The 19,145-nt window shown below is 58.2% G+C and carries 21 protein-coding genes; 15 read left to right on the plus strand and 6 right to left on the minus strand.

Annotated features, from left to right (window positions below):
* Positions 1–43 precede the first annotated feature (43 nt).
* From J9777_RS11095 to J9777_RS11125, 7 genes are all read left to right on the plus strand, one after another.
* Positions 44–1,861, plus strand: coding sequence for an aminopeptidase P family protein (locus J9777_RS11095; RefSeq protein ID WP_209348900.1), 1,818 nt, complete (start codon positions 44–46; stop codon positions 1,859–1,861).
* Between the two features lie 81 nt (positions 1,862–1,942).
* Positions 1,943–2,317: a VOC family protein gene (locus J9777_RS11100; protein WP_209348901.1), complete on the plus strand. Its 375-nt coding sequence runs from the start codon at positions 1,943–1,945 to the stop codon at positions 2,315–2,317.
* Positions 2,318–2,336: 19 nt separating this feature from the next.
* Positions 2,337–2,732: a cupin domain-containing protein gene (locus J9777_RS11105; protein WP_209348902.1), complete on the plus strand. Its 396-nt coding sequence runs from the start codon at positions 2,337–2,339 to the stop codon at positions 2,730–2,732.
* A gap of 251 nt (positions 2,733–2,983) precedes the next feature.
* A complete protein-coding gene (locus J9777_RS11110) occupies positions 2,984–3,727 on the plus strand; it encodes a hypothetical protein (protein ID WP_245228712.1) in 744 nt (247 codons plus the stop codon).
* A gap of 61 nt (positions 3,728–3,788) precedes the next feature.
* Positions 3,789–4,535, plus strand: coding sequence for a response regulator (locus J9777_RS11115; protein ID WP_209348903.1), 747 nt, complete (start codon positions 3,789–3,791; stop codon positions 4,533–4,535).
* A gap of 3 nt (positions 4,536–4,538) precedes the next feature.
* A complete protein-coding gene (locus J9777_RS11120) occupies positions 4,539–5,993 on the plus strand; it encodes an ATP-binding protein (protein WP_348631994.1) in 1,455 nt (484 codons plus the stop codon).
* 44 nt (positions 5,994–6,037) lie between these two features.
* On the plus strand, positions 6,038–7,123 hold the full coding sequence (locus J9777_RS11125; RefSeq protein WP_209348904.1) for a glutathione S-transferase: 1,086 nt from the start codon (positions 6,038–6,040) through the stop codon (positions 7,121–7,123).
* On the opposite strand, the gene J9777_RS11130 is transcribed toward J9777_RS11125, so the two are convergent.
* Positions 7,120–8,694 (minus strand): helicase HerA-like domain-containing protein, encoded by a 1,575-nt coding sequence (locus tag J9777_RS11130; RefSeq protein ID WP_209348905.1) that lies wholly within the window; start codon positions 8,692–8,694, stop codon positions 7,120–7,122. The genes J9777_RS11125 and J9777_RS11130 overlap by 4 nt on opposite strands.
* 131 nt (positions 8,695–8,825) lie before the next feature.
* Here J9777_RS11130 and pabB point away from each other — a divergent pair, with 131 nt between their 5' ends.
* From pabB to J9777_RS11170, 8 genes are all read left to right on the plus strand, one after another.
* Complete coding sequence (gene pabB / locus J9777_RS11135) at positions 8,826–10,637, plus strand: aminodeoxychorismate synthase component I (protein WP_209348906.1); 1,812 nt, start codon at positions 8,826–8,828, stop codon at positions 10,635–10,637.
* Positions 10,634–11,320 (plus strand): RNA pseudouridine synthase, encoded by a 687-nt coding sequence (locus tag J9777_RS11140; RefSeq protein WP_209348907.1) that lies wholly within the window; start codon positions 10,634–10,636, stop codon positions 11,318–11,320. Before pabB ends, J9777_RS11140 begins: the two co-directional genes overlap by 4 nt.
* On the plus strand, positions 11,313–11,738 hold the full coding sequence (gene arfB, locus J9777_RS11145; RefSeq protein ID WP_209348908.1) for an alternative ribosome rescue aminoacyl-tRNA hydrolase ArfB: 426 nt from the start codon (positions 11,313–11,315) through the stop codon (positions 11,736–11,738). The genes J9777_RS11140 and arfB overlap by 8 nt, the downstream gene beginning before the upstream one ends.
* A gap of 130 nt (positions 11,739–11,868) precedes the next feature.
* Positions 11,869–12,036, plus strand: coding sequence for a 50S ribosomal protein L33 (gene rpmG / locus J9777_RS11150; RefSeq protein WP_160601956.1), 168 nt, complete (start codon positions 11,869–11,871; stop codon positions 12,034–12,036).
* A gap of 64 nt (positions 12,037–12,100) precedes the next feature.
* On the plus strand, positions 12,101–12,763 hold the full coding sequence (locus tag J9777_RS11155) for an outer membrane lipoprotein carrier protein LolA (RefSeq protein WP_209348909.1): 663 nt from the start codon (positions 12,101–12,103) through the stop codon (positions 12,761–12,763).
* 542 nt (positions 12,764–13,305) lie between these two features.
* Complete coding sequence (gene xth / locus J9777_RS11160) at positions 13,306–14,100, plus strand: exodeoxyribonuclease III (RefSeq protein WP_209348910.1); 795 nt, start codon at positions 13,306–13,308, stop codon at positions 14,098–14,100.
* A 35-nt stretch (positions 14,101–14,135) separates the two neighbouring features.
* Entirely contained in the window at positions 14,136–15,173 is a 1,038-nt protein-coding gene (gene ribA / locus J9777_RS11165; protein ID WP_348631995.1) for a GTP cyclohydrolase II, read from the plus strand.
* Positions 15,170–15,670 carry an N-acetyltransferase gene (locus tag J9777_RS11170; protein WP_209348911.1) on the plus strand — a complete coding sequence of 167 codons (501 nt, stop codon included), beginning with the start codon at positions 15,170–15,172 and terminating at the stop codon, positions 15,668–15,670. The genes ribA and J9777_RS11170 overlap by 4 nt, the downstream gene beginning before the upstream one ends.
* Here the strand turns inward: J9777_RS11170 and asd are convergent.
* The 5 genes from asd to J9777_RS11195 all read right to left on the minus strand — a co-directional run bounded on the left by asd (position 15,667) and on the right by J9777_RS11195 (position 19,117).
* Positions 15,667–16,506, minus strand: a complete 840-nt coding sequence (gene asd, locus J9777_RS11175; protein ID WP_209348912.1) for an archaetidylserine decarboxylase — start codon at positions 16,504–16,506, stop codon at positions 15,667–15,669. The genes J9777_RS11170 and asd overlap by 4 nt on opposite strands.
* A gap of 98 nt (positions 16,507–16,604) precedes the next feature.
* Positions 16,605–17,597 carry a right-handed parallel beta-helix repeat-containing protein gene (locus J9777_RS11180; RefSeq protein ID WP_209348913.1) on the minus strand — a complete coding sequence of 331 codons (993 nt, stop codon included), beginning with the start codon at positions 17,595–17,597 and terminating at the stop codon, positions 16,605–16,607.
* Positions 17,598–17,658: 61 nt separating this feature from the next.
* A complete protein-coding gene (locus J9777_RS11185; RefSeq protein ID WP_209348914.1) occupies positions 17,659–17,916 on the minus strand; it encodes a hypothetical protein in 258 nt (85 codons plus the stop codon).
* A gap of 12 nt (positions 17,917–17,928) precedes the next feature.
* The gene (locus J9777_RS11190; RefSeq protein ID WP_209348915.1) at positions 17,929–18,153 is read right to left on the minus strand and encodes a toxin-antitoxin system HicB family antitoxin; all 225 of its coding nucleotides are present in this window, start codon (positions 18,151–18,153) and stop codon (positions 17,929–17,931) included.
* A gap of 37 nt (positions 18,154–18,190) precedes the next feature.
* Positions 18,191–19,117, minus strand: a complete 927-nt coding sequence (locus J9777_RS11195) for an SPFH domain-containing protein (RefSeq protein ID WP_245228713.1) — start codon at positions 19,115–19,117, stop codon at positions 18,191–18,193.
* Positions 19,118–19,145: the final 28 nt, after the last annotated feature.

A 19,145-nucleotide genomic window follows, 5' to 3' on the forward strand; every position in this document is an offset into this window, starting at 1 on the left:
GACGTAGCGCGACAAGCAATGATTGCAATTCAGGACCGTTTATATGTTGATGCAAACCCATGAAGCCCGTCTCTCCGCCTTGCGCGAGGAATTGAAACGCCGCGAACTCGATGGCTTCATTGTGCCGATCTCTGACGAGCATATGTCAGAATATGTCGGCTCTTACGCGCAGCGCATTGGTTGGCTAACAGGGTTTGGTGGCTCAGCCGGTAGCGCGATTGTACTGCAACACACTGCCGCGATGTTCGTCGATGGTCGTTACACGATCCAAGTGCGCGATCAGGTCGATGGCAATCTCTACGAATATCAATCCACGCTTGAGACTGACCACGCCAAATGGCTGATCGCCAGTTGCGAGAAAGGCATGCGGATCGGCTACGACGCATGGCTCCATTCACGCGGCTGGGCGCAAGATCTGGCAGCTGCGCTTGCTAAGAAAGGTGTCGAGCTAGTTGCGACTGATGGCAATCCGATTGACGCAGTATGGGACGATCAGCCTGCGCCTTCACCCGCACCGGCAGTCGTTCATACTGAAGAATTCGCAGGCAAATCCTCTGCCGAAAAACGCGCGGAGATTGCAGATTGGCTGAAAGCGGAGGAGCTGGATTCAGCGGTTATTTCTGCGCTGGATTCGGTCGCGTGGCTGCTCAATATCCGCGGGGCTGATGTGGACCGCACACCTGTGGCCCTATCCTATTTGATTGCGCATGCGGACGGGACCGCTGAGCTATTTATCGCACCCGAGAAAGTCACACCAGAGCTAGAACAGCATCTGGGCAATGCGGTGACCATTCGCGATCGCGCAGAATTCACCGGCGGACTTAAAGGCATGGCCGGCAAAACCGTTGCCGTTGATCCGGACTTTGGTGTCGCGGCGATCTACCAAGCGCTGGACGAAGGCGGCGCGACCACGGTCGCCATGCGCGATCCGGCGATCATGCCCAAAGCGATCAAGAACCCCGTCGAGCAGCAGGGGCACCGCGATGCGCAGGCGCGCGATGGCGCGGCACTGGCGAAGTTCCTCCACTGGCTGTCGCACGAACCCTCCAAAGGCGGCCAGACCGAACTGAGTGCCGTCGCCAAGCTGCGCGAATTCCGTGACGAGACTGGCGTTCTGAAAGATCAAAGCTTCGACACAATCTCCGCCTCCGGACCCAATGGTGCTTTGTGCCATTACCGTGTCGATGAGGAGAGCAACCGCGATATCGAACCGGGCAGTGTGTTCCTGTGCGATTCGGGCGGGCAATATCTCGACGGCACAACCGACATCACCCGCACCGTGTGGATTGCCGGTGAAGGCGACAAAGCCGAACCGAATGACGAGGTCCGCGACCGCTATACCCGCGTTCTCAAAGGCCATATCCAGATCGCCCGTGCGATCTTCCCGCAAGGCACCAGCGGTGGACAGCTCGATGCATTTGCTCGGCAGTATTTGTGGGAAGCGGGTGTTGATTATGCACACGGCACCGGTCACGGCGTCGGCAGCTTCCTTGCGGTCCACGAGGGTCCGCAGCGGATCGGCAAATTGTCCGGTGGGCAAGCTGGCACCAATCAGGAATTGTTCGCCGGGATGATCCTGTCGAACGAGCCGGGCTACTACAAAGCGGGCGAGTTCGGCATCCGGATCGAAAATCTCGTGCTGGTTGAAGAGCAGGATATCGACGCCATGGAAGGTGTCTATCTCGGCTTCGAAAACCTCACTTGGGTGCCGATGGCGCGCAACATGCTCGATATGTCGCTCCTGACGGCGGAAGAAAAGCAGTGGTGGAATGACTATCACGCCACCACCCGTGAAATCCTTGCTCCGCAATTGGATGGCGATGTGCTGGCATGGCTGGAGGATGCCTGTCAGCCGATTTAAAGGGCCTTGTGACTAGACGCATGTTCTACTAATGTTCCACCATCACGAGTCGCAAAGGCAGCTCGCCAATGGAGGAATATTATGCTCGGCTATGTCACACTTGGAACCAATGATCTGCCGCGCGCAGCGGCATTCTATGATGCTGTCGCCAAGGAAATGGGCGTCGGCCGGATGATGGAGTTCGACACCTTTATCGCATGGGGCAATGCGGGCGGTGCTCCTGGCATTGCTGCCACCAAACCTTTCGATGGAGAGACTGCTACCGTCGGCAATGGTACGATGGCCGCGCTGATGGTCGACAGCACCGATAAAGTTCAGGCAGTCTATGATATTGCGTTGGCCAATGGTGGCAGTGATGAAGGCGCACCCGGCCCGCGCGGCGACGACGGGTTCTATGCCGGTTACTTCCGCGATCCGGACGGCAACAAGCTGAATGTGTTTACGATGACATCCTAAAGTCTGAGAGGGAGCTGGCATGAGCAAAGTTCACAAGCTGAACGAGAATTGGGTCCATCTGGGTCTTGGCGCATCTGCCGAGGCGCAGCCCCCTTTCACCGATATGTCGTGGTACGCCGATTACGGCGCGAAGGTCGCTGGCGACGGGGCTGAGGGGCGGCTGGTCAGCATGCACCGCTTCACAGGCGACTGGGATGTATGGGAAATGCATCCAGTCGGATCGGAAGTGGTGATCTGCACTTCCGGCTCGATGGACCTCATTCAGGAAACGCCCGATGGTGAGGCGAAGCTCACACTGACGGCGGGTGAATACGCGATTAATCCGGCCGGTGTATGGCATACGGCCAATATCACCGAAGCTGCCGAGGCGGTGTTTATCACTGCCGGTCAAGGTACCGAACACCGCCAAAGGTAAGGCCCCGACTTGGGTTGCGCTCGGACTTGGCTCGGACTTGACTCGGATTGGGCTCGAATTGGGGCGATTTCGCGCAGATGAACATTTGTTCAAACCTGCGACAATCTGCGACAATTCGAGCCTGTATCGGGATATTGCTGCGACAATCGGCCCTTAGAAGGGATATCACGAGTTGCGGTGATGCTTTTCAGTCCTCCCCCTCCCAACTGGGTGTCGCCGCAGCTCAATCAATTTTGATTGGAGAGTATGAGATGCGTAAACTGAGCAAAAAAATGACCCTGACCGTTTCGGCAGCTGCCCTGGCACTTGCTGGCGGGACAGCCCTCGCAGCCCAACAGATGGGCAAGCACGGGCCGGATACCGATGGCGACAAGATCGTGACCCAAGCCGAACATGATGCCCATGCGGCAAAAATGTTCGAGCGGATGGACGTTAACAGCGATGGTGTACTCAATTCCGCCGACCGCGATGCCAAGCGTGCAGAGCGTTTTGCCAAAGCGGACACCAATGGTGACGGCGAGCTGACACAAGCCGAAATGACCGCTGCCCGCGAAGCACGCCAAGCCGAACGCGCTGAAAAGCGTGCCAATCGCGGCGCAGAGCGCTTTGCCAAACTCGACACCGACAATAGCGGCGGAGTCTCGCAAGCCGAAATGGATGCAGCCCGTGAAGCGCGTCAAGCGAAGCGCGGTCAACGCGGCGGTGAACGGATGGAACGCCGCGGCAAGCGTGGCGGCGGCAAGATGAAACGCGGTGGTCGTGGAGGCCGCGCGATGGCGATGCTAAAAAAGGCTGACGCCAATGGCGACAAATCCATCAGCCGCGCCGAATTCGATACAGCAATGGCTGCGCGCTTTGCAAAGGCAGATACGAATAGCGATGGTGTAATTTCTCAAGAAGAACGTCAGGCAGCCCGTGGGGAAATGCGTGAGAAACGAGGCGAACGTCGCGGTAAGCGTGGCGAGCGGCGTGGTCAGCGTCAACAGACCAACTAAGGTCTGACACGATGGTGCTTGAACGCCCATCCCATACACGGCTAGGCGCGGTATCAGCATTATGACTGATACCGCGCCAACTTCTGCACCCACTCAACTGCTGGTCGTGGACGACGAAGCCAGCCTGCGCGAACCTGTGGCCGAATACCTCACACGCCAAGGGTTCGAAGTGCGCGAGGCGGAGAGCGCCGCCGCTGCCCGGAGCGCGCTACTAGATTTCACACCCGATCTGGTTCTGCTCGACATTATGATGCCGGGCGAGGACGGGCTGTCGCTGTGCCGGCACCTGATCGAAGCACGCGAATTGCCGGTGATCCTGCTTACCGCCAAGGGCGAGCCGACCGATAGGATAATCGGCCTGGAAATCGGTGCGGATGACTATGTCGTCAAACCCTTCGAGCCGCGCGAATTGGTCGCGCGTATTCGCTCGGTCCTGCGACGGGCTGGTCGGCAAAGTGCAGAACCGGAAGTGGATGCGTTGTATGAATTCGAAGGCTGGCGCCTCGACCCCCTAAAGCGCAGACTGATTGATCCTGACGATGCGCTGATCTCCATTTCAACCGCCGAGTTCCGCTTGTTGCGTGCTTTTCTCGATCATCCACGCCAAGTGCTCGACCGTGATCGGCTGCTCGATATGGTGCAAGGCCGCGAGGCGCATCTGTTTGACCGTGCGGTCGACAATCAGGTCAGCCGCCTGCGCCGCAAGATCGAACAAGATAGCCGTAATCCCGAACTGATCCAGACCGTTCGCGGCGGGGGCTATCGGCTTGCCGCCGATGTCCGCCGCATCGCCGCGACGCGGGATTGAGCGGTGCGGCTGTGGCCCAAAAGCCTGCTTGGCCAGATGCTACTGGCTGTGGCCGCTGCACTTCTGGTCGCGCAGACAATTTCTGCCGTACTCCTATGGCGCGCGGGCGAAAACAGGCGCGAAGAAGTCGCGCTAAATTCGGCAGCATTCCGGATCGTTACAGAGCGCGACCGGCTTGAGCGCCGCGACCGCGAACGCACAGCCGAAAATCGCGCACAACGCGGCGGTCGTGGTGGCGAAAGCCTAGGAGACCGCCGCCGCCGGATGCTCGATGATGGCCGCCCTGGAAGGCGCCTCCGCGCGGTTCGCATCGAACAATCCGAAACATCCCCGCTACTTGCCAGTGAGAGCCGCAAGCCGGAATTGGAAGCCGATCTGGCAGGCGTTCTGGAACGCGAAGGCGTGGCCGTTGAAGAGATCGTAGTGCTCGAACGACTGGCCAAGACAGATGAGTTTGTCCGCTCCCGCCCGCGCTTGCTCAGCCGCGTATCGCAACCGGGCAACGAAAACACTAAACTGCTTGTTGCAGGTGTGCGCATCAGCGGCGAGGAGAATTGGAAGATCGCCCGTGTCGTGAAACCGTCACCGCAGCGCGGCGCTCTACGCACAATTATTCTGCAGACGCTGTTGATCTATCTGCTGCTGGTCGGTCTGCATTTCTTGCTGCTGCGCCGGATCACCAAGCCGCTTAAAGCGCTGACCCAGCAGACCGAGGCATTCGGAAATGGCGCAGACCAGCCAGAGCCAATGGAGCCCGAGGGTCCGGATGATATCCGCCGCTTGATAAATGCGCACAATGCGATGGAGAGCCGGATCGCGGCACTGCTCGACGAGAAGGACGTGATGCTCGGCGCCATCGGGCATGACCTCAAGACACCTCTAGCGGCCCTGCGTGTGCGAATCGAAAGCGTCGATGACGAAACCGAACGTAGCAAGATGGCCGCCAGCATCGAGGACATTACCCGCTCGCTCGACGACATTCTTTCGCTGGCACGGGTTGGTCGCGGCAATACCGCGCCAGAAAAAGCCGAGCTCTCCGCATTGGTCGGCTCAGTAGTCGAAGAATTCGAAGATATGGGCAAACCGGTTTCGCTTGGCGCGACAACGCGGATCGCGCATCCGGTGCATGTCACATGGCTGAAGCGCTGCCTGCGCAATCTGATCAGCAATGCCGTGCGGTACGGCGCGACTGCCGACGTCTCACTCCTCAAAGAAGGCAGCCACATAACTCTCCGTGTGGATGACCAGGGTCCGGGAATTCCCCAGGGCAGGATCGCCGACATGCTAGAGCCATTCACGCGCGGCGATGCATCGCGCAATCGCGACACGGGCGGCGCCGGTCTGGGTCTGACACTCGCCCGCGCCATCGCGGAACAACATGGTGGAACGCTGACACTGGAAAACCGGACAAGCGGCGGATTGCGCGCGGAAATCCGATTGCCGCTGGTGACTGACTAAGCAGCCTGTTAGCCTTTGCGCACACGGCAAAGGATCTCGCTACAATGCCCCATATTCTCTACGGCGCCCCGCTCTCACTCTTCTCAGGGAAAGCCCGCGCCTATCTCGATTGGAAGGGCATCGATTATGTCGAGGTTCTAGCCACACCCGACATCCACAAAGAGATTATCATTCCCGAAGTCGGACGTTCGGTAATTCCGGTCGTGAAGACGGAGGATGATACCATCCTGCAGGACACCACCAAGATCATCGATCACTTTGAAGAACACGCGTCAGGACCGTCAGTCTACCCCAATACGCCCAGGCAACGTCTCGCCGCTTTGCTGCTCGAAACCTACGGAGATGAGTGGTTGGTGATCCCGGCGATGCATTATCGTTGGAATTACAATGAGGAGTGGGTCTACGGCGAATTCGGTAAAACCGCCGTGCCTGAAGCCGATGCGGAAACGCAGTATACATTTGGCAAGAAAGCTGCCGAGCGGTTTCGCGGTTTTGTGCCTATGCTCGGGATCAACGAAACGACGATTCCGGCAATCGAGCAAAGCTACGAAGCACTTCTAGCCGATCTGGAAGCACATTTTGCAATGCACCCATTCCTATTCGGCACACGCCCATCGATTGGCGACTTCGGCCTGATCGGCCCGCTTTATGCGCACCTCTACCGCGATCCCGCATCGGGCGAGATCATGGAACGGCTTGCTCCGCGAGTGGCCGAATGGGTTCGGCGGATGGTCGATGTGGCAGAGCCGCAATCGGGCGAATTCCTGCCCGATGACGCGATTCCCGACACACTCCTGCCGATCCTCATGCGGATGATGGACGAGCAAGTACCCTATCTTGAGCGCGTATCAGACATGCTAGCCGAATGGCTGGCCGCCAATCCCGATACTGAGTTACCCCGCGCTGTCGGCATGGCCGATTTCACGGTCGAAGGAGTGATCGGCCAACGAATTGCAGTGCCGTTCAGTCTATGGATGGTGCAGCGAGCAACCGACTATCTGCGAGAATTGAACACGACAGATCGGTCGGCGTGCGATGCACTGCTTGAATCGATCTCCGGGCAAGCCCTCCCAAATCTATTCGGCGCGCCGCGCCTCAGTTTTGAGGACCACCTGCTGAAAGCGAGTTAGCGCATCAACCCGCCGATCAGGTTACGCACAAAGCGGCCAGCCAACGGCCCGGCCAGATCTGTCGCGATTGAACCAGCCGCCGATGTCACTCCTGACTTCATCGGATTGGCCCGCGATTTCTTGCCCAGCACAGCCGCTGCGGCTGCACCGGCAGCGGAACCTGCAGCAACCTTAGCGCCGCGGCTCCACGCCTTCTCCCAGATGCTCTTGCTCTTGCGTGGTTGCTTGCGGACTTCTTCTTCGCCCTTGGCTTCGACTTCCTTGGCGGTTTCGGCAGCGTCGGAGGCTTTCTGCGCAAGAACTTCCTCGGCGCTTTCGCGGTCGACTTCCTCGTCATATTTGCCTTCGACAGGACTGATCGACTGGATGTTCGCGCGTTCTTTCTTGGTCACCGGACCAAGGCGCGAGCGTGGTGGTTTGATCAGCGTCCGCTGAACCACCGACGGCGCGCCATCATCGAGCAAAGTCGACACCAGCGCTTCACCAACTTTCAGTTCGGTAATCGCTTCCTCGACATCGAGGTCAGGATTGATCCGGAAAGTGTCAGCCGCAGCTTTGATCGCTTTCTTATCTTTGGGAGTGAATGCACGGAGAGCGTGCTGCACACGGTTACCCAATTGTCCGGCAACTTCGGCAGGAATATCGATCGGATTTTGCGTGACGAAGAATACACCGACGCCCTTGGAACGGATCAGACGCACGACTTGCTCGATTTTGTCTTCCAGCGCTTTGGGAGCATCATCGAACAGCAAGTGTGCCTCATCAAAGAAAAACACGAGTTTCGGTTTCTCCGGATCGCCGACTTCGGGCAGCGTTTCAAACAGTTCAGCCAGCAGCCACAGTAGGAATGTCGCGTAGAGCTTTGGGCTGCGCATCAACTTGTCTGCAGCGAGGACGTTGATGTAACCACGCCCTTCCTCGTCAGTTTTCAGGAAGTCATCAATTTCAAGCGCAGGCTCCCCGAAAAATTGGTCCGCACCCTGGCTTTCAAAGCTCAGCAATTGCCGCTGGATTGCGCCTACGCTTTGCTTGGAGACATTGCCGTAAACCGAAGACAGCTCTTTAGAATTTCGCGAGGCATAGAGCAGCATCGACTGCAAATCTTCGAAGTTCAGCAGCAGCAGACCGTTATCATCAGCATAGCGGAAGATGATCTGTAACACGCCTTCCTGTGTGTCGTTCAAATCCAGCAAACGGGCGAGGAGCAGCGGGCCCATTTCGGAAATGGTCGTACGGATCGGGTGGCCTTGCTCGCCATATAAGTCCCAGAATATCGCCGGATTGTCCGAATATTCGTAAGTCTCCATGCCCAGCTCTTTGGCGCGGCCCTCAAGCTTGTCGGCATGTTTGAACTTTGACGAACCAGCCATCGATATGCCCGACAGATCGCCTTTCACATCAGCGACAAAAACCGGAACGCCATTGGCAGAGAAGCTCTCTGCCATGCCTTGAAGAGTGACAGTCTTACCGGTACCGGTCGCACCCGCAATCAGTCCGTGGCGGTTGGCGCGGCCCAGATCGAGCGACTGGTTCTCGCCGTTGCCGCCCAATCCCAGAAAAATCTCACCCATTTCGTCTCACTCCAACGCGAATTTCATTTGCTCCGCGCTGTGGCGCAGGCCCGCCCCAATGGTCAAGTGGACGGTCAAGGGAATGGTCAAGTATCTCGACTTGCGCGCTGGAGAAGCTAAGGCTGCGGAGAATGTCCGAACGGTCCGCCTTTGTCCTGCTTGATGATGCCCGCGAAAGCGGTGCGGCGGATGCGCATTTGTTTGAAGAGCCGGAGCAGATTTTCGTTGCACGGCGCGCAGAAGAGGTCGCCGATGTGTTGGCGCAAGCCGATCAGGCACGGCGTGGCAATGGCGGGACGCTGGCAGGCTATATCGCGTATGAAGCTGGGCTTGCTCTAGAACCCAAACTGCTGCCACTCGCAGAAGAGCGCAGCGGGGCAAATGGCCCATTGGTTTGGCTCGGCCTGTTTAGCAAAGAGCGCGTCTTGGCAGCTGCCGACGTCGAAAACTGGCTGGCGGAGAATGGCGCAGGCGACGCCTCGCTAGGGCCGCTAGAGCCGCAAGTCTCCACCGGCGGCTATGTCGAGATATTTGAGCGATTGCAGGACACGATCCGTGCGGGCGATATCTATCAAGCGAATCTCACATTCCCGCTCGCTGGGTCCTATCGCGGCGATCCGGTGGCGCTATATTCAGCGCTGCGACCGGCGGCGAAGGCTGGCTATGGCGGCATGCTGTTCGATGGGGCGCATTGGCTGCTGAGCCTGTCGCCTGAATTGTTCTTCAGCTTGAAAGACGATGCGGCAAAGGTGAAGCCGATGAAGGGCACCCGCCCTCGCGGACAAACGGACGCTGAAGACGCGACCTTGGCAGAGGAGCTTGCAACTTCGGTCAAAGACAAAGCCGAAAATCTGATGATCGTCGATCTGATGCGCAATGATTTGTCGCGTGTCGCCAAGGCAGGCAGCGTACAAGTCGATGCGCCCTTCGCGGTCGAGAGTTACCCGACTGTGCACCAGATGGTATCCACCGTCCGCGCCAATTTGCAGGCTGGCAAAGGTGCTGCTGACTTGGTCCGCGCAATCTTCCCCTGCGGATCAATCACAGGCGCGCCGAAGATTCGCGCGATGGAGCTCATATCCGAAGTCGAGCGCGATGCTCGCGGTCCTTATTGCGGCGCGATTGGCCGAATTGATGCGAATGGCAATGCAGCGTTCAACGTTGCTATCCGTACGCTTCGCCTGACCCCGATCGAAAACAATCAGGGTAATGCTGTTCTTGGTGTTGGCTCCGCGATTGTTGCCGATAGCGACGCGATGCAGGAATGGCGCGAGAGCATCGTCAAAGGTGGTTTCGCGCGCCAATCGTCGCCCGATCACAGCGCTGCCCAGTTCGATCTGATTGAAACCATGCGGTTCGATCCGGACACCGGCATCGATCTGCTGGAACTCCATCTTGAGCGCATCAAGGCGAGCGCGGCAGAACTTGGTTTCTCCTTCGACCGTCACGCTACTCGCAATCAAATTCATGCGCTGTGCTTCGAGCTGGAACGCCCAGCCAAGGTGCGCCTATTGGCAGCCCGTAGTGGCGCAATATCACTGGTCACGGCTGATCTGCCGCCTCAGCGCGATGACCCTGTTGAGTGCATCACCTTGCCCATACCCGTCGATCCGAGCGACTGGCGGCTACGGCACAAGACCACCGATCGCGGCTTTCATGAAGCCGCGCGCAATCTCGCTGAGACGGAGGGCGCAGCAGAAGCTCTGCTCGTGCGCGACGATGGCTTGCTGACCGAAGGCAGTTGGACCAGCATATTTGTTGAGCGCGACGGCAAACTACTCACGCCTGCAGCCTCGCTTGGCCTCCTGCCCGGTGTGATGCGCCGTTCGCTGATCGACAGCGGCAAAGCGCAAGAAACCGAACTGACACTCGACGATCTTACCAATGGCTTCCTGCTCGGAAACGCGGTGCGCGGCCTGATTTCCGGAAAGCTGAAAACATGAACACCGCCCCGATTACTGCCCGAATCCCGATCGTCTATGAAGATGGAGAGGCGCTCGTGATCGACAAACCTGCCGGGCTTCCAGTCGATCCACCGCGCAATGGTGGCACTTGTCTCGAGGACTATTTTGAAGGGTTGAAACTGGGCTTCATGCGCCGGCCGATTGCTGTCCACCGGCTCGATACCGATACCTCGGGATGTCTGCTGCTGGCGCGCAACCCGAAGGCGGTGAAGCGCTTCGCCCAAGCCTTTCAGGACCGTCTCGTCGGTAAAATTTATCTCGGGATTATCGGCGGCGTTCCCGCTGAGAGCGATGGGACAATCGACCTGCCGCTGGGTAAAATCAGCAGCGCTGAAAAGGGCTGGCGGATGGTGCACGATCCCAAGGGCAAACCTTCAGTGACGCATTGGAAAGTTCTCAAGACGATCGGCGAGAATACGCTCGTCGAGTTTCGCCCGGAGACGGGCCGCACCCACCAGATCCGCGTCCATGCGGAGGCCGGCCTTGGTATGCCGCTAATCGGTGATCCGGTTTACGGGCCTGAACATGGCAAGAGCATCGGCGCCAAACGTACAATGCTCCACGCATCAGCCATAACGGTTCAGCGGGAGAATAAGCCGGAAATCTCTGGTATTGCACCGATGCCGGATGACTTCGTGGCGCTCGGCTTTAGCGATGGATGATGACAGCCCGTCTATAGTGGATCGGGCGTTAGCCAGCGCGCAAGAGAGCTTCATCGCGAGCTCCGGCCCCGGCGGGCAGAATGTCAATAAAGTCGCCACAGCCGTCCAACTGCGCCTGAATGTCTTCGCATTGCGGCTCAGCCCGCCAGTTTTCAATCGCTTGAAAACACTCGCAGGCAGCAAAATGACCGCCAAGGGCGAGATCGTGCTGACTGCACGCAGTTACCGGACGCAGGAGCAAAACCGCGAGGATGCACGCAAACGCCTGATCGAAATGCTGGAGGAAGCCCAGCGTCAGCCCAAAAAGCGCAAAAAGAGCCGCGTAAACCGCGTCGGCAAGGAAAAGCGGATCAAAGCCAAAAAGAACCGCGGCGCAATCAAGGCCAATCGCGGAAAGGTCAGCCGCCGCGACTGGTGAGAATGCTTGACTTTCCCCCGCAATTCACCCATTGGCCGCGGCTTGAAGGGCGGCGTTCAGCGTCGCCTGTTGTTTTTCTGGCCTGATTCGGCGCGTTCGATTCGGCCCCATTCGAATTTAGGAATACGTCATGGCGAAGCCAGCAACCGTCAAGATCAAGCTCGTCTCGACCGCAGACACCGGATTCTATTACACCACGAAGAAGAATCCCCGGAACATCACCGAGAAGATGACTTTCCGCAAATATGACCCCGTCGTGCGCAAGCATGTCGAGTTCAAAGAAGCGAAGATTAAGTAATCTGAACCGCTGGACTTGGAATAGTTCAGTGACGGTTCAACGCTCTGGCGCTATAGGGCAGAGCATGAACATTGTGACATCTCTCACTCGTAAGCCGCTGCGCACCGCCATTGCGGGCGCGCTGGCCGTTGCCTTGCCCGCTGCCATTCTGGCCCCTTCCGCACCGGTAGAGGCTGCAGAAGGCGACCTGCAGAAGGCTGTCGCAGCCCTGCGCGACATCTCCACGATGAAGGCCAATTTCACCCAGACCGACCGTCAGGGGCAGACTGTCTCCGGCGTGATGACATTGAAGCGTCCTGGTAAAATCCGATTCCAATATCAGGACGGTGTGCCGCTGCTGGTCGTATCGAACGGCAAATCTCTGACCTTGATTGACTACGATGTGAACCAAGTTGAGCGCTGGCCGATCAAGAATTCACCACTCGGTGCACTACTTGACCCCGATCGCGATATAGCAAAGTTTGGCAAGCTGGTCCCGACCGGCAACAAGGATGTGATCAGCGTAGAAGTGCGCGACCCGCGCCGACCCGAATTCGGCGTCATTACCCTGATCTTCATTCGCAACGGCGCGGCACCGGGTGGATACCAGCTCACCAATTGGGTCGCCCTCGACTCGCAGAACCACCGAACCACTGTCCGCCTGACGAATCAGCGATATGGGATGTCGGTGTCTGACAAGGCGTTCAATTACAAAGACCCGCGCCGCTCGTCTCGCCGCCCCCGGTAAACACATCGGCGACATTCCGCCCTGCGAATACGGCGAGCTGCGAACGATTGTTCATTGGCTAGCAATGCAAACAGGCATATTCTTTGTCATGCAGAATGGTTGAAGACGGGTTTCCCCCCTGTTGCCTCAGTCTTCACTAAGATCGCTCTGCGCTAAAAGCGTGACGAACGCTAATAGGAAACCCTCGTGCCAATGCCCCCGGCGCGAGGGTTTTTTGTGTTTTTTGGGTTGGTCCCTCAGTCGCCGGGCGGAATGCATCCGCATTCCTTGGCTACCTCGCATAAGCTCGGGCGCGCGGTCGCGCTTGCGGTCGGCTAGTCGCCGACCGGATTAGCGCTAGCTAGCTATCTCGCGCCGGTTCTTGGTCACGGCAGTCATAGGGCCAAGCGGCCCGCCCGCAGCGAAACGACCGCGAGGGAGTGAAAGCGAGGATAGCCAAGTGCCGGGAGGGGCACGCCGGCGCTTGAGGCCAAACAAAAACGCGGCCAAAACAAAGACTCTTCGGATAGACTTCGCGCCGCAGTCTCACTATCTCCCCTCCCATGGTTTCAGTAGCATCTTGGAATATCAATTCCGTCCGCCTGCGCATGCCGATTGTAGCGCAATTCCTCACTGAGCAGGCACCCGATGTGCTGTGCCTACAAGAAATCAAGACGGTCGAGGAAACCTTCCCGTTCGAGGCGTTCAACGCGCTTGGCTATACGCATCACGCGATCCACGGGCAGAAGGGCTATCACGGCGTAGCAACGGTCAGTCGCATCCCGATGAAAGAGTTCAGCCGCCATGATTGGCAGGCGAATGGCGAAGCGCGCCATGTCGGTGTCGAGTTAACTGGTCCGGGTCAGGATATGGTGATCGAGAACGTCTATGTTCCTGCGGGCGGTGATGTTCCGGATCGCGAAGTGAATCCCAAATTTGGCCAGAAACTCGATTTTCTACAGCGTATGACTGACTGGGCGGAGCAAATTGCGCGCCCGACACTGATCGTAGGCGATTTCAACATTGCGCCACTTGAGAGCGATGTCTGGAGCCACAAGCAATTGCTCAAAGTGGTTAGTCACACACCGCTTGAAGTCGAGACATTACAACGCTTCAAAGACGCGCATGGCTTTGTCGATGTGGGTCGAGAATTTATCAAGGATCCTGAACGCTATTTCAGCTGGTGGAGCTATCGTTCGAAGGATTACCGGGTCGGCGATCGCGGACGGCGTCTGGACCATATGTGGGCTTCGCCCGAGCTGGCTGCAAAGGCCACCGGGCACAGCATCTATGAAGATTGCCGGGGCTGGGAAAAGCCATCGGATCATATCCCGCTGGTTACGGAGTTTGCTCTCTGAGCGTCAAAACGCCTTCACCTTCCCCTTCGCGGCGTGTGGCTCGCGCTATCGATGCGCTGCGCCATGGTTGGCCGATTGCGATGGATGGCGGGCCGGTGTTGCTGCCTGTCGAAACTGCGATTGCGGCCAAGGCGGAGTCGGGTCGCATGCTGATCTCGTCCGCGCGCGCTGCAACGCTCAAGCTCACCAACCAACGCGATGCCGCAGCGCCGCATGCGCCAGTGCTGATACGCGGCGCGGACGGGTTCGATCTACTGTCAGCCCTGCCAATTGCTGATCCGGCGCTTGATCTGGCTAGCCCGCTCAAAGGGCCATTCAAGGCCGATGCTATCGAATGGCATGGGAGCGCTGTCGCAGCGATGGAACTGGCCCGCATTGCCGGAATCCTGCCTGCATTCTTGGTTGATCCTGTCGATGCGGGAGAAGCCGAGCACGTCGGCGCCAGCGATCTCGATCATTGGTCAGACGCGATCAATCTCTCCGTCGTCACGCGCGCCAAACTGCCCGTTTCAGCCAGTAAGGACGCACAGATCGTCGCCTTCCGCAGCGCCGATGACACACGCGAGCATGTTGCGCTGATTATCGGCGAGCAAAGCAGCGAGCGCGAACCGTTGGTGCGTCTCCATTCCGAATGCCTGACCGGCGACATTCTCGGCAGTCTGAAATGCGATTGCGGTCCGCAGCTCGATGCCGGCCTGGCGGCAATGGCGGATCAGGCCGACCAAGGGGGATGGGGTATTCTCCTTTATATGCGGCAGGAGGGGCGCGGGATTGGCTTGGTCAACAAACTGCGCGCTTACCGATTGCAGGATCAGGGTTTTGACACAGTCGATGCGAACCAGCGTCTGGGACTACCCGATGAGGCGCGCGATTTCCCCTTGGCAGCGCGGATGCTCGACCTTCTCGGGACCAAAGCAATCCGTTTGATGACCAACAATCCGAAAAAAGTCGCCGCGCTTGAAGCCGCTGGCATCACCATCACCGAGCGCGTCCAGCATCAATTGCCCGACAACCCACACAATCGCCGCTATCTGGAGACCAAACGTGATCGCTCAGGGCATTTGCTGATATGACCGCTGTCACTCTCCGCCCCGAACAGTCCGGCGACGAAGCGGTGATCCATGCGCTGACCGAAGCTGCATTTCGCGATATGCCATTCAGCGATGGCGACGAGGCGCCGTTGGTCGGAAAACTGCGCGAGGCGGGCGATCTCACATTGTCGCTAGTGGCCGAAGATGCAGAGCAGATCGTCGGCCATATCGCATTCTCTCCGGTGACAATCTCGGACGGCACAGCGAACTGGTACGGACTTGGCCCCGTCTCGGTCACGCCCGAACTCCAACGCAGCGGAATTGGTAGCAAACTGATCCTTCGCGGCATCGCCGATATGCGGGCACTCGGTGCAAAGGGCATCATCCTGCTGGGCAGCAACGAATACTATCCCCGCTTCGGCTTCGAGCACGATCCGGAGCTCACCTATCCAGGCCCGCCCGCCGAGTTTTTTCAGCGGCTCGTGCTCGATGGCGATGCGCCGAAGGGCGTGGTGAAATATGCCCCAGCCTTTGGCTAAGCAGGCTTCAAACGTCCGAGCGACTGCCCCATCCGGACCACGCTAAGCGGTTTGAGTTCATCCGACCATTCAACTCGGTCAGGCTCAAACAGCAGAACCACGGTTGAGCCAAGCAAGAACCGGCCCATCTCGTCACCGGCATTGAGTTGCACTCCAGCCTGGCCCTCGGAAACGAAATCGCTGCGTACAATCTGCTTTTGATGCGGTGTGACCAGACCGCCCCATACCGTCTCGATATTCGCGACAATCATCGCGCCGACCATCACACTGGCCATGGCACCAACCGGCGTATCGAAAACGCTGGAAAGCCGCTCATTGCGGGAGAACAACCGGTCGACATTCTCCGCCGTCACCGTGTTCACAGAGAACAGATCGCCGGGAATATAGGCGGTCTGCCGCAGCGTTCCATCAACCGGCATATGCACACGGTGATAATCGCTGGGCGACAGATAGATCGTGATGAAACTGCCGCCTTCAAACTTCTCCGCCAAATCGGTATCGCCGCCCAACAGTTCCGCAGCGGTGTAGCTTTGGCCCTTGGCCTGAAAAATCCGGCCATTTTCGATCCGGCCTAGCTGGCTGACCGCACCATCGGCAGGGCACAGCACCTGCGACCTCGCATCGGCCAACGGGCGCATTCCCGGCTTAAGCGCGCGCGTGAAAAAGTCATTGAAACTGCGATATTCGCCCAGCGGTCGCTCGGCCTGATCCATGTCGACATTATAGGCCTTGGCGAAACGTCGGATCAGCCGGTCGCGCAACCAGGGCGTCTCGCTACGTGCGAACCTGCCGGCCAGTCGCGAGAGAGCATGTTGCGGCAGCACGTGCTGCAACATTATAAACGGATTGATGGAAATGGCGCACTCTCCGGCGGCTGTTGAAAATCAACAATCGCCGTAACAGTACGCCAGCCTGGATGCCAGCGTCAGCGCGCCTAGCGGCTTTCGAAGCGCTCTAGGCCTTGGCCAAGATTGTTCGGGCCAATATCCAGATTGTCGCCAGACCAGTCCGCTACGAAAATAGTGTTGCGGCGAACCGAGGGCGCTAGTCGCGCATCGTTGCCCGCGATCTGCAAACCATCGGAAGTGTGCAGCTTATCCTCGGCACCCACGGCGATGAAAGCCGAGTAATTCTCTTTGTTCTGGCCTTGGACGAACCAGTTGTTGGTGATCTGCCCGACTGCGCCTGCAGGCAAGTCGATCATATAATTGGTGCCGCGGCCCGCTGAATCGTCAAAGCTGGATGAGGCGACATCGACGCGCTTGGCGCGCGCTTTCACATAATGTCCGCCAGTACCCTTTTCGAAACGGCTGCGGGTGATACGCAGATGGCCGTAATCGCCAATATATACAGAGTGAGCGCAGCCCCCGCTACCTTCGCAGGTGCCAAGGCCAGAGAATGTCGATTTGTCGATCACGATCTGGCTGTTGGAGTCATTGGCCGAAAGAATGCCTTGCTGACTATCGAGGAACCAACTCTGGGCAACGGTGAGGTCGCCTTGCTCCAGTCGAATGCCTGCACCGTTGAAATCGGGAACAGCCATACGGCGGAATACGAGGCCGGAAACGCTTGCTTCACGCCCGCGCAGAACCAGCGCTGCTTTGCCTTCGCAGGTCACGCCGTCGAAAATGGCTTTGCCTGGAACGGCCGCCATATAGGCAATCGATCCGCCTTCTTGCACAGCACATTGGCGGTGTGTGCCAGCAGCGACCGCGATGGTGCCGGAACCATTGCCGATGGCGTTTACCGCGTCTTGCAAGCGCTCATATCCACGGCCGGATTCGACCACAGTGAATGCCGCATTTGATTGGGCAAATACGCTCGCGGCGGGGATTGCGGCGATTGCCACAGCCGCCACAAGCGCAGCGATTTTCAGTGATGGACGAGCAGGGAGTGCTTCGAGGCGGGCTTGTGCGTAATGTTCCATGCGCCCGCGTTAGGGGAAAAGGGTTAACGGCCCGCTAAGCTTTTTGCGATGGCTACGTCAGCTAGGAACGCCATTTCCAACCGCCTTTGGTACGGCGCTTGACGATGATGAGAAACGGGATGGTGAACAGGCTGATCCCGGCAACCACTACAATCACGCCCATTTCACCGAACCGCTCGGCGAAAAGCGCAAGACCAATGGTGAGCGCGAGGTAGCCGATGAGAAGTACCCAGCCCTGCCACGCGATCGGCAGGCCCGAGCCATAGCCCAATTTCTTCGGCGCAAACCAATATCCCTCTTCAAAGAACTTATGCAGCATCTCTAAGTGTCCTCACGTTTTTGACTCACGTTTCTGGGGTGGGCGTCCGCGCTTGGGCTTGGGCGACAATTGCACATCAATTCCGCGCTTCTCCAAAGCCTCTCGCAGAAGCATTTCGATTTGCGCATTGGCCGAGCGCAGTTCGCCCGCCGCGAGCCGCTCGATTGCGGAATGCACCGCAGGGTCGAGCCGCAAAGCAAAGGCTTTCTTGCCGGATTTTGAGGATGGTTTGGCCATCGCTCGAATCTCCAAATCGCTCTATTGCCAGACCGCTCTATTGATACAGCGTGCCAGCGTTCACAACGGGGTGCGCCTCGCGTTCACCGCACAGGACAACCAGCAGGTTCGACACCATCGATGCGCGCCGCTCATCATCAAGCTCGACAATGTCATCGTCGCTCAATTTAGTCAGCGCATCCTCAACCATACCCACGGCGCCCAGAACAATCTTGGCGCGTGCGGCGATGATCGCATCGGCCTGCTGCCGCTTCAACATCGCACTCGCAATTTCGGACGCATAGGCAAGGTGGGTCAGACCCGCTTCATCGACCACAATACCGGCGGTCTTCAGTCGGTCGTTGAGTTCTTCGAGTAGTTCACGATTGATAACATCGCCACCAGACCGCAGCGTGACCTCCTCGCCCTCAAAATCATCATAAGGGTGCCGCGAGCCAACGGTGCGAAGCCCTGCTTCGATCTGGATGTTCACGAATTCCTTATAATCGTCGACATCGAAACTCGCCTGCGCCGTATCGGCGACACGCCACACGACATTGCAGGCGATCTCGATCGGGTTACCCCGGAGATCGTTGATCTTCACCCGTTCCGAATGGATATTGTGTGCCCGCGCGCTGATCTTGCGGCGCATCATCCATGGCCAGATCCAGCGAAGCCCCTCGGTGCGTTCCGACCCGCGATATTCGCCGAACAGGGTGATCACCGCCGCTTGGTTGGGTTGCACCATGAAGAACCCACATGCGATGAACACCAGGCCGAGTAGTGAGCCGACCATACTACCGACAAACATGATCTTGGCTGCTTTGCTTGCTCCATCAATCGGGACCATGCTGGAAACCATCCAAGCGTCCAGCGCAACGAGAGCCAGCATGATCAGCAAAAGCATATAACCGCTGAACGTGCTGGCCGGGGTTTCGCGGCTCACATTCATACCGCCCGAACCAATTTTTGCTGAGTTAGACATCGCATCATCTCCAAATTAATTATGATAT

Origin of the sequence: Pontixanthobacter sp. CEM42 (assembly GCF_017812015.1) — a bacterium.
Taxonomy (GTDB): domain Bacteria; phylum Pseudomonadota; class Alphaproteobacteria; order Sphingomonadales; family Sphingomonadaceae; genus Pontixanthobacter.

Excerpts from the sequence above, each read along its gene's own strand:
- J9777_RS11130 (WP_209348905.1), bottom strand. The coding sequence starts at position 8,694 with ATGGGTGAGATTTTTCTGGGATTGGGCGGCAACGGCGAGAACCAGTCG.
- rpmG (WP_160601956.1), top strand. The coding sequence starts at position 11,869 with ATGGCGAAGCCAGCAACCGTCAAGATCAAGCTCGTCTCGACCGCAGAC.
- J9777_RS11185 (WP_209348914.1), bottom strand. The coding sequence starts at position 17,916 with ATGCTGCATAAGTTCTTTGAAGAGGGATATTGGTTTGCGCCGAAGAAA.
- arfB (WP_209348908.1), top strand. The coding sequence starts at position 11,313 with ATGGATGATGACAGCCCGTCTATAGTGGATCGGGCGTTAGCCAGCGCG.
- J9777_RS11125 (WP_209348904.1), top strand. The coding sequence starts at position 6,038 with ATGCCCCATATTCTCTACGGCGCCCCGCTCTCACTCTTCTCAGGGAAA.
- J9777_RS11155 (WP_209348909.1), top strand. The coding sequence starts at position 12,101 with ATGAACATTGTGACATCTCTCACTCGTAAGCCGCTGCGCACCGCCATT.
- J9777_RS11105 (WP_209348902.1), top strand. The coding sequence starts at position 2,337 with ATGAGCAAAGTTCACAAGCTGAACGAGAATTGGGTCCATCTGGGTCTT.
- J9777_RS11100 (WP_209348901.1), top strand. The coding sequence starts at position 1,943 with ATGCTCGGCTATGTCACACTTGGAACCAATGATCTGCCGCGCGCAGCG.
- xth (WP_209348910.1), top strand. The coding sequence starts at position 13,306 with ATGGTTTCAGTAGCATCTTGGAATATCAATTCCGTCCGCCTGCGCATG.
- J9777_RS11195 (WP_245228713.1), bottom strand. The coding sequence starts at position 19,117 with ATGTCTAACTCAGCAAAAATTGGTTCGGGCGGTATGAATGTGAGCCGC.
- J9777_RS11180 (WP_209348913.1), bottom strand. The coding sequence starts at position 17,597 with ATGGAACATTACGCACAAGCCCGCCTCGAAGCACTCCCTGCTCGTCCA.
- J9777_RS11095 (WP_209348900.1), top strand. The coding sequence starts at position 44 with ATGTTGATGCAAACCCATGAAGCCCGTCTCTCCGCCTTGCGCGAGGAA.
- pabB (WP_209348906.1), top strand. The coding sequence starts at position 8,826 with ATGTCCGAACGGTCCGCCTTTGTCCTGCTTGATGATGCCCGCGAAAGC.
- J9777_RS11115 (WP_209348903.1), top strand. The coding sequence starts at position 3,789 with ATGACTGATACCGCGCCAACTTCTGCACCCACTCAACTGCTGGTCGTG.
- asd (WP_209348912.1), bottom strand. The coding sequence starts at position 16,506 with ATGTTGCAGCACGTGCTGCCGCAACATGCTCTCTCGCGACTGGCCGGC.
- J9777_RS11170 (WP_209348911.1), top strand. The coding sequence starts at position 15,170 with ATGACCGCTGTCACTCTCCGCCCCGAACAGTCCGGCGACGAAGCGGTG.
- J9777_RS11140 (WP_209348907.1), top strand. The coding sequence starts at position 10,634 with ATGAACACCGCCCCGATTACTGCCCGAATCCCGATCGTCTATGAAGAT.
- J9777_RS11190 (WP_209348915.1), bottom strand. The coding sequence starts at position 18,153 with ATGGCCAAACCATCCTCAAAATCCGGCAAGAAAGCCTTTGCTTTGCGG.
- J9777_RS11110 (WP_245228712.1), top strand. The coding sequence starts at position 2,984 with ATGCGTAAACTGAGCAAAAAAATGACCCTGACCGTTTCGGCAGCTGCC.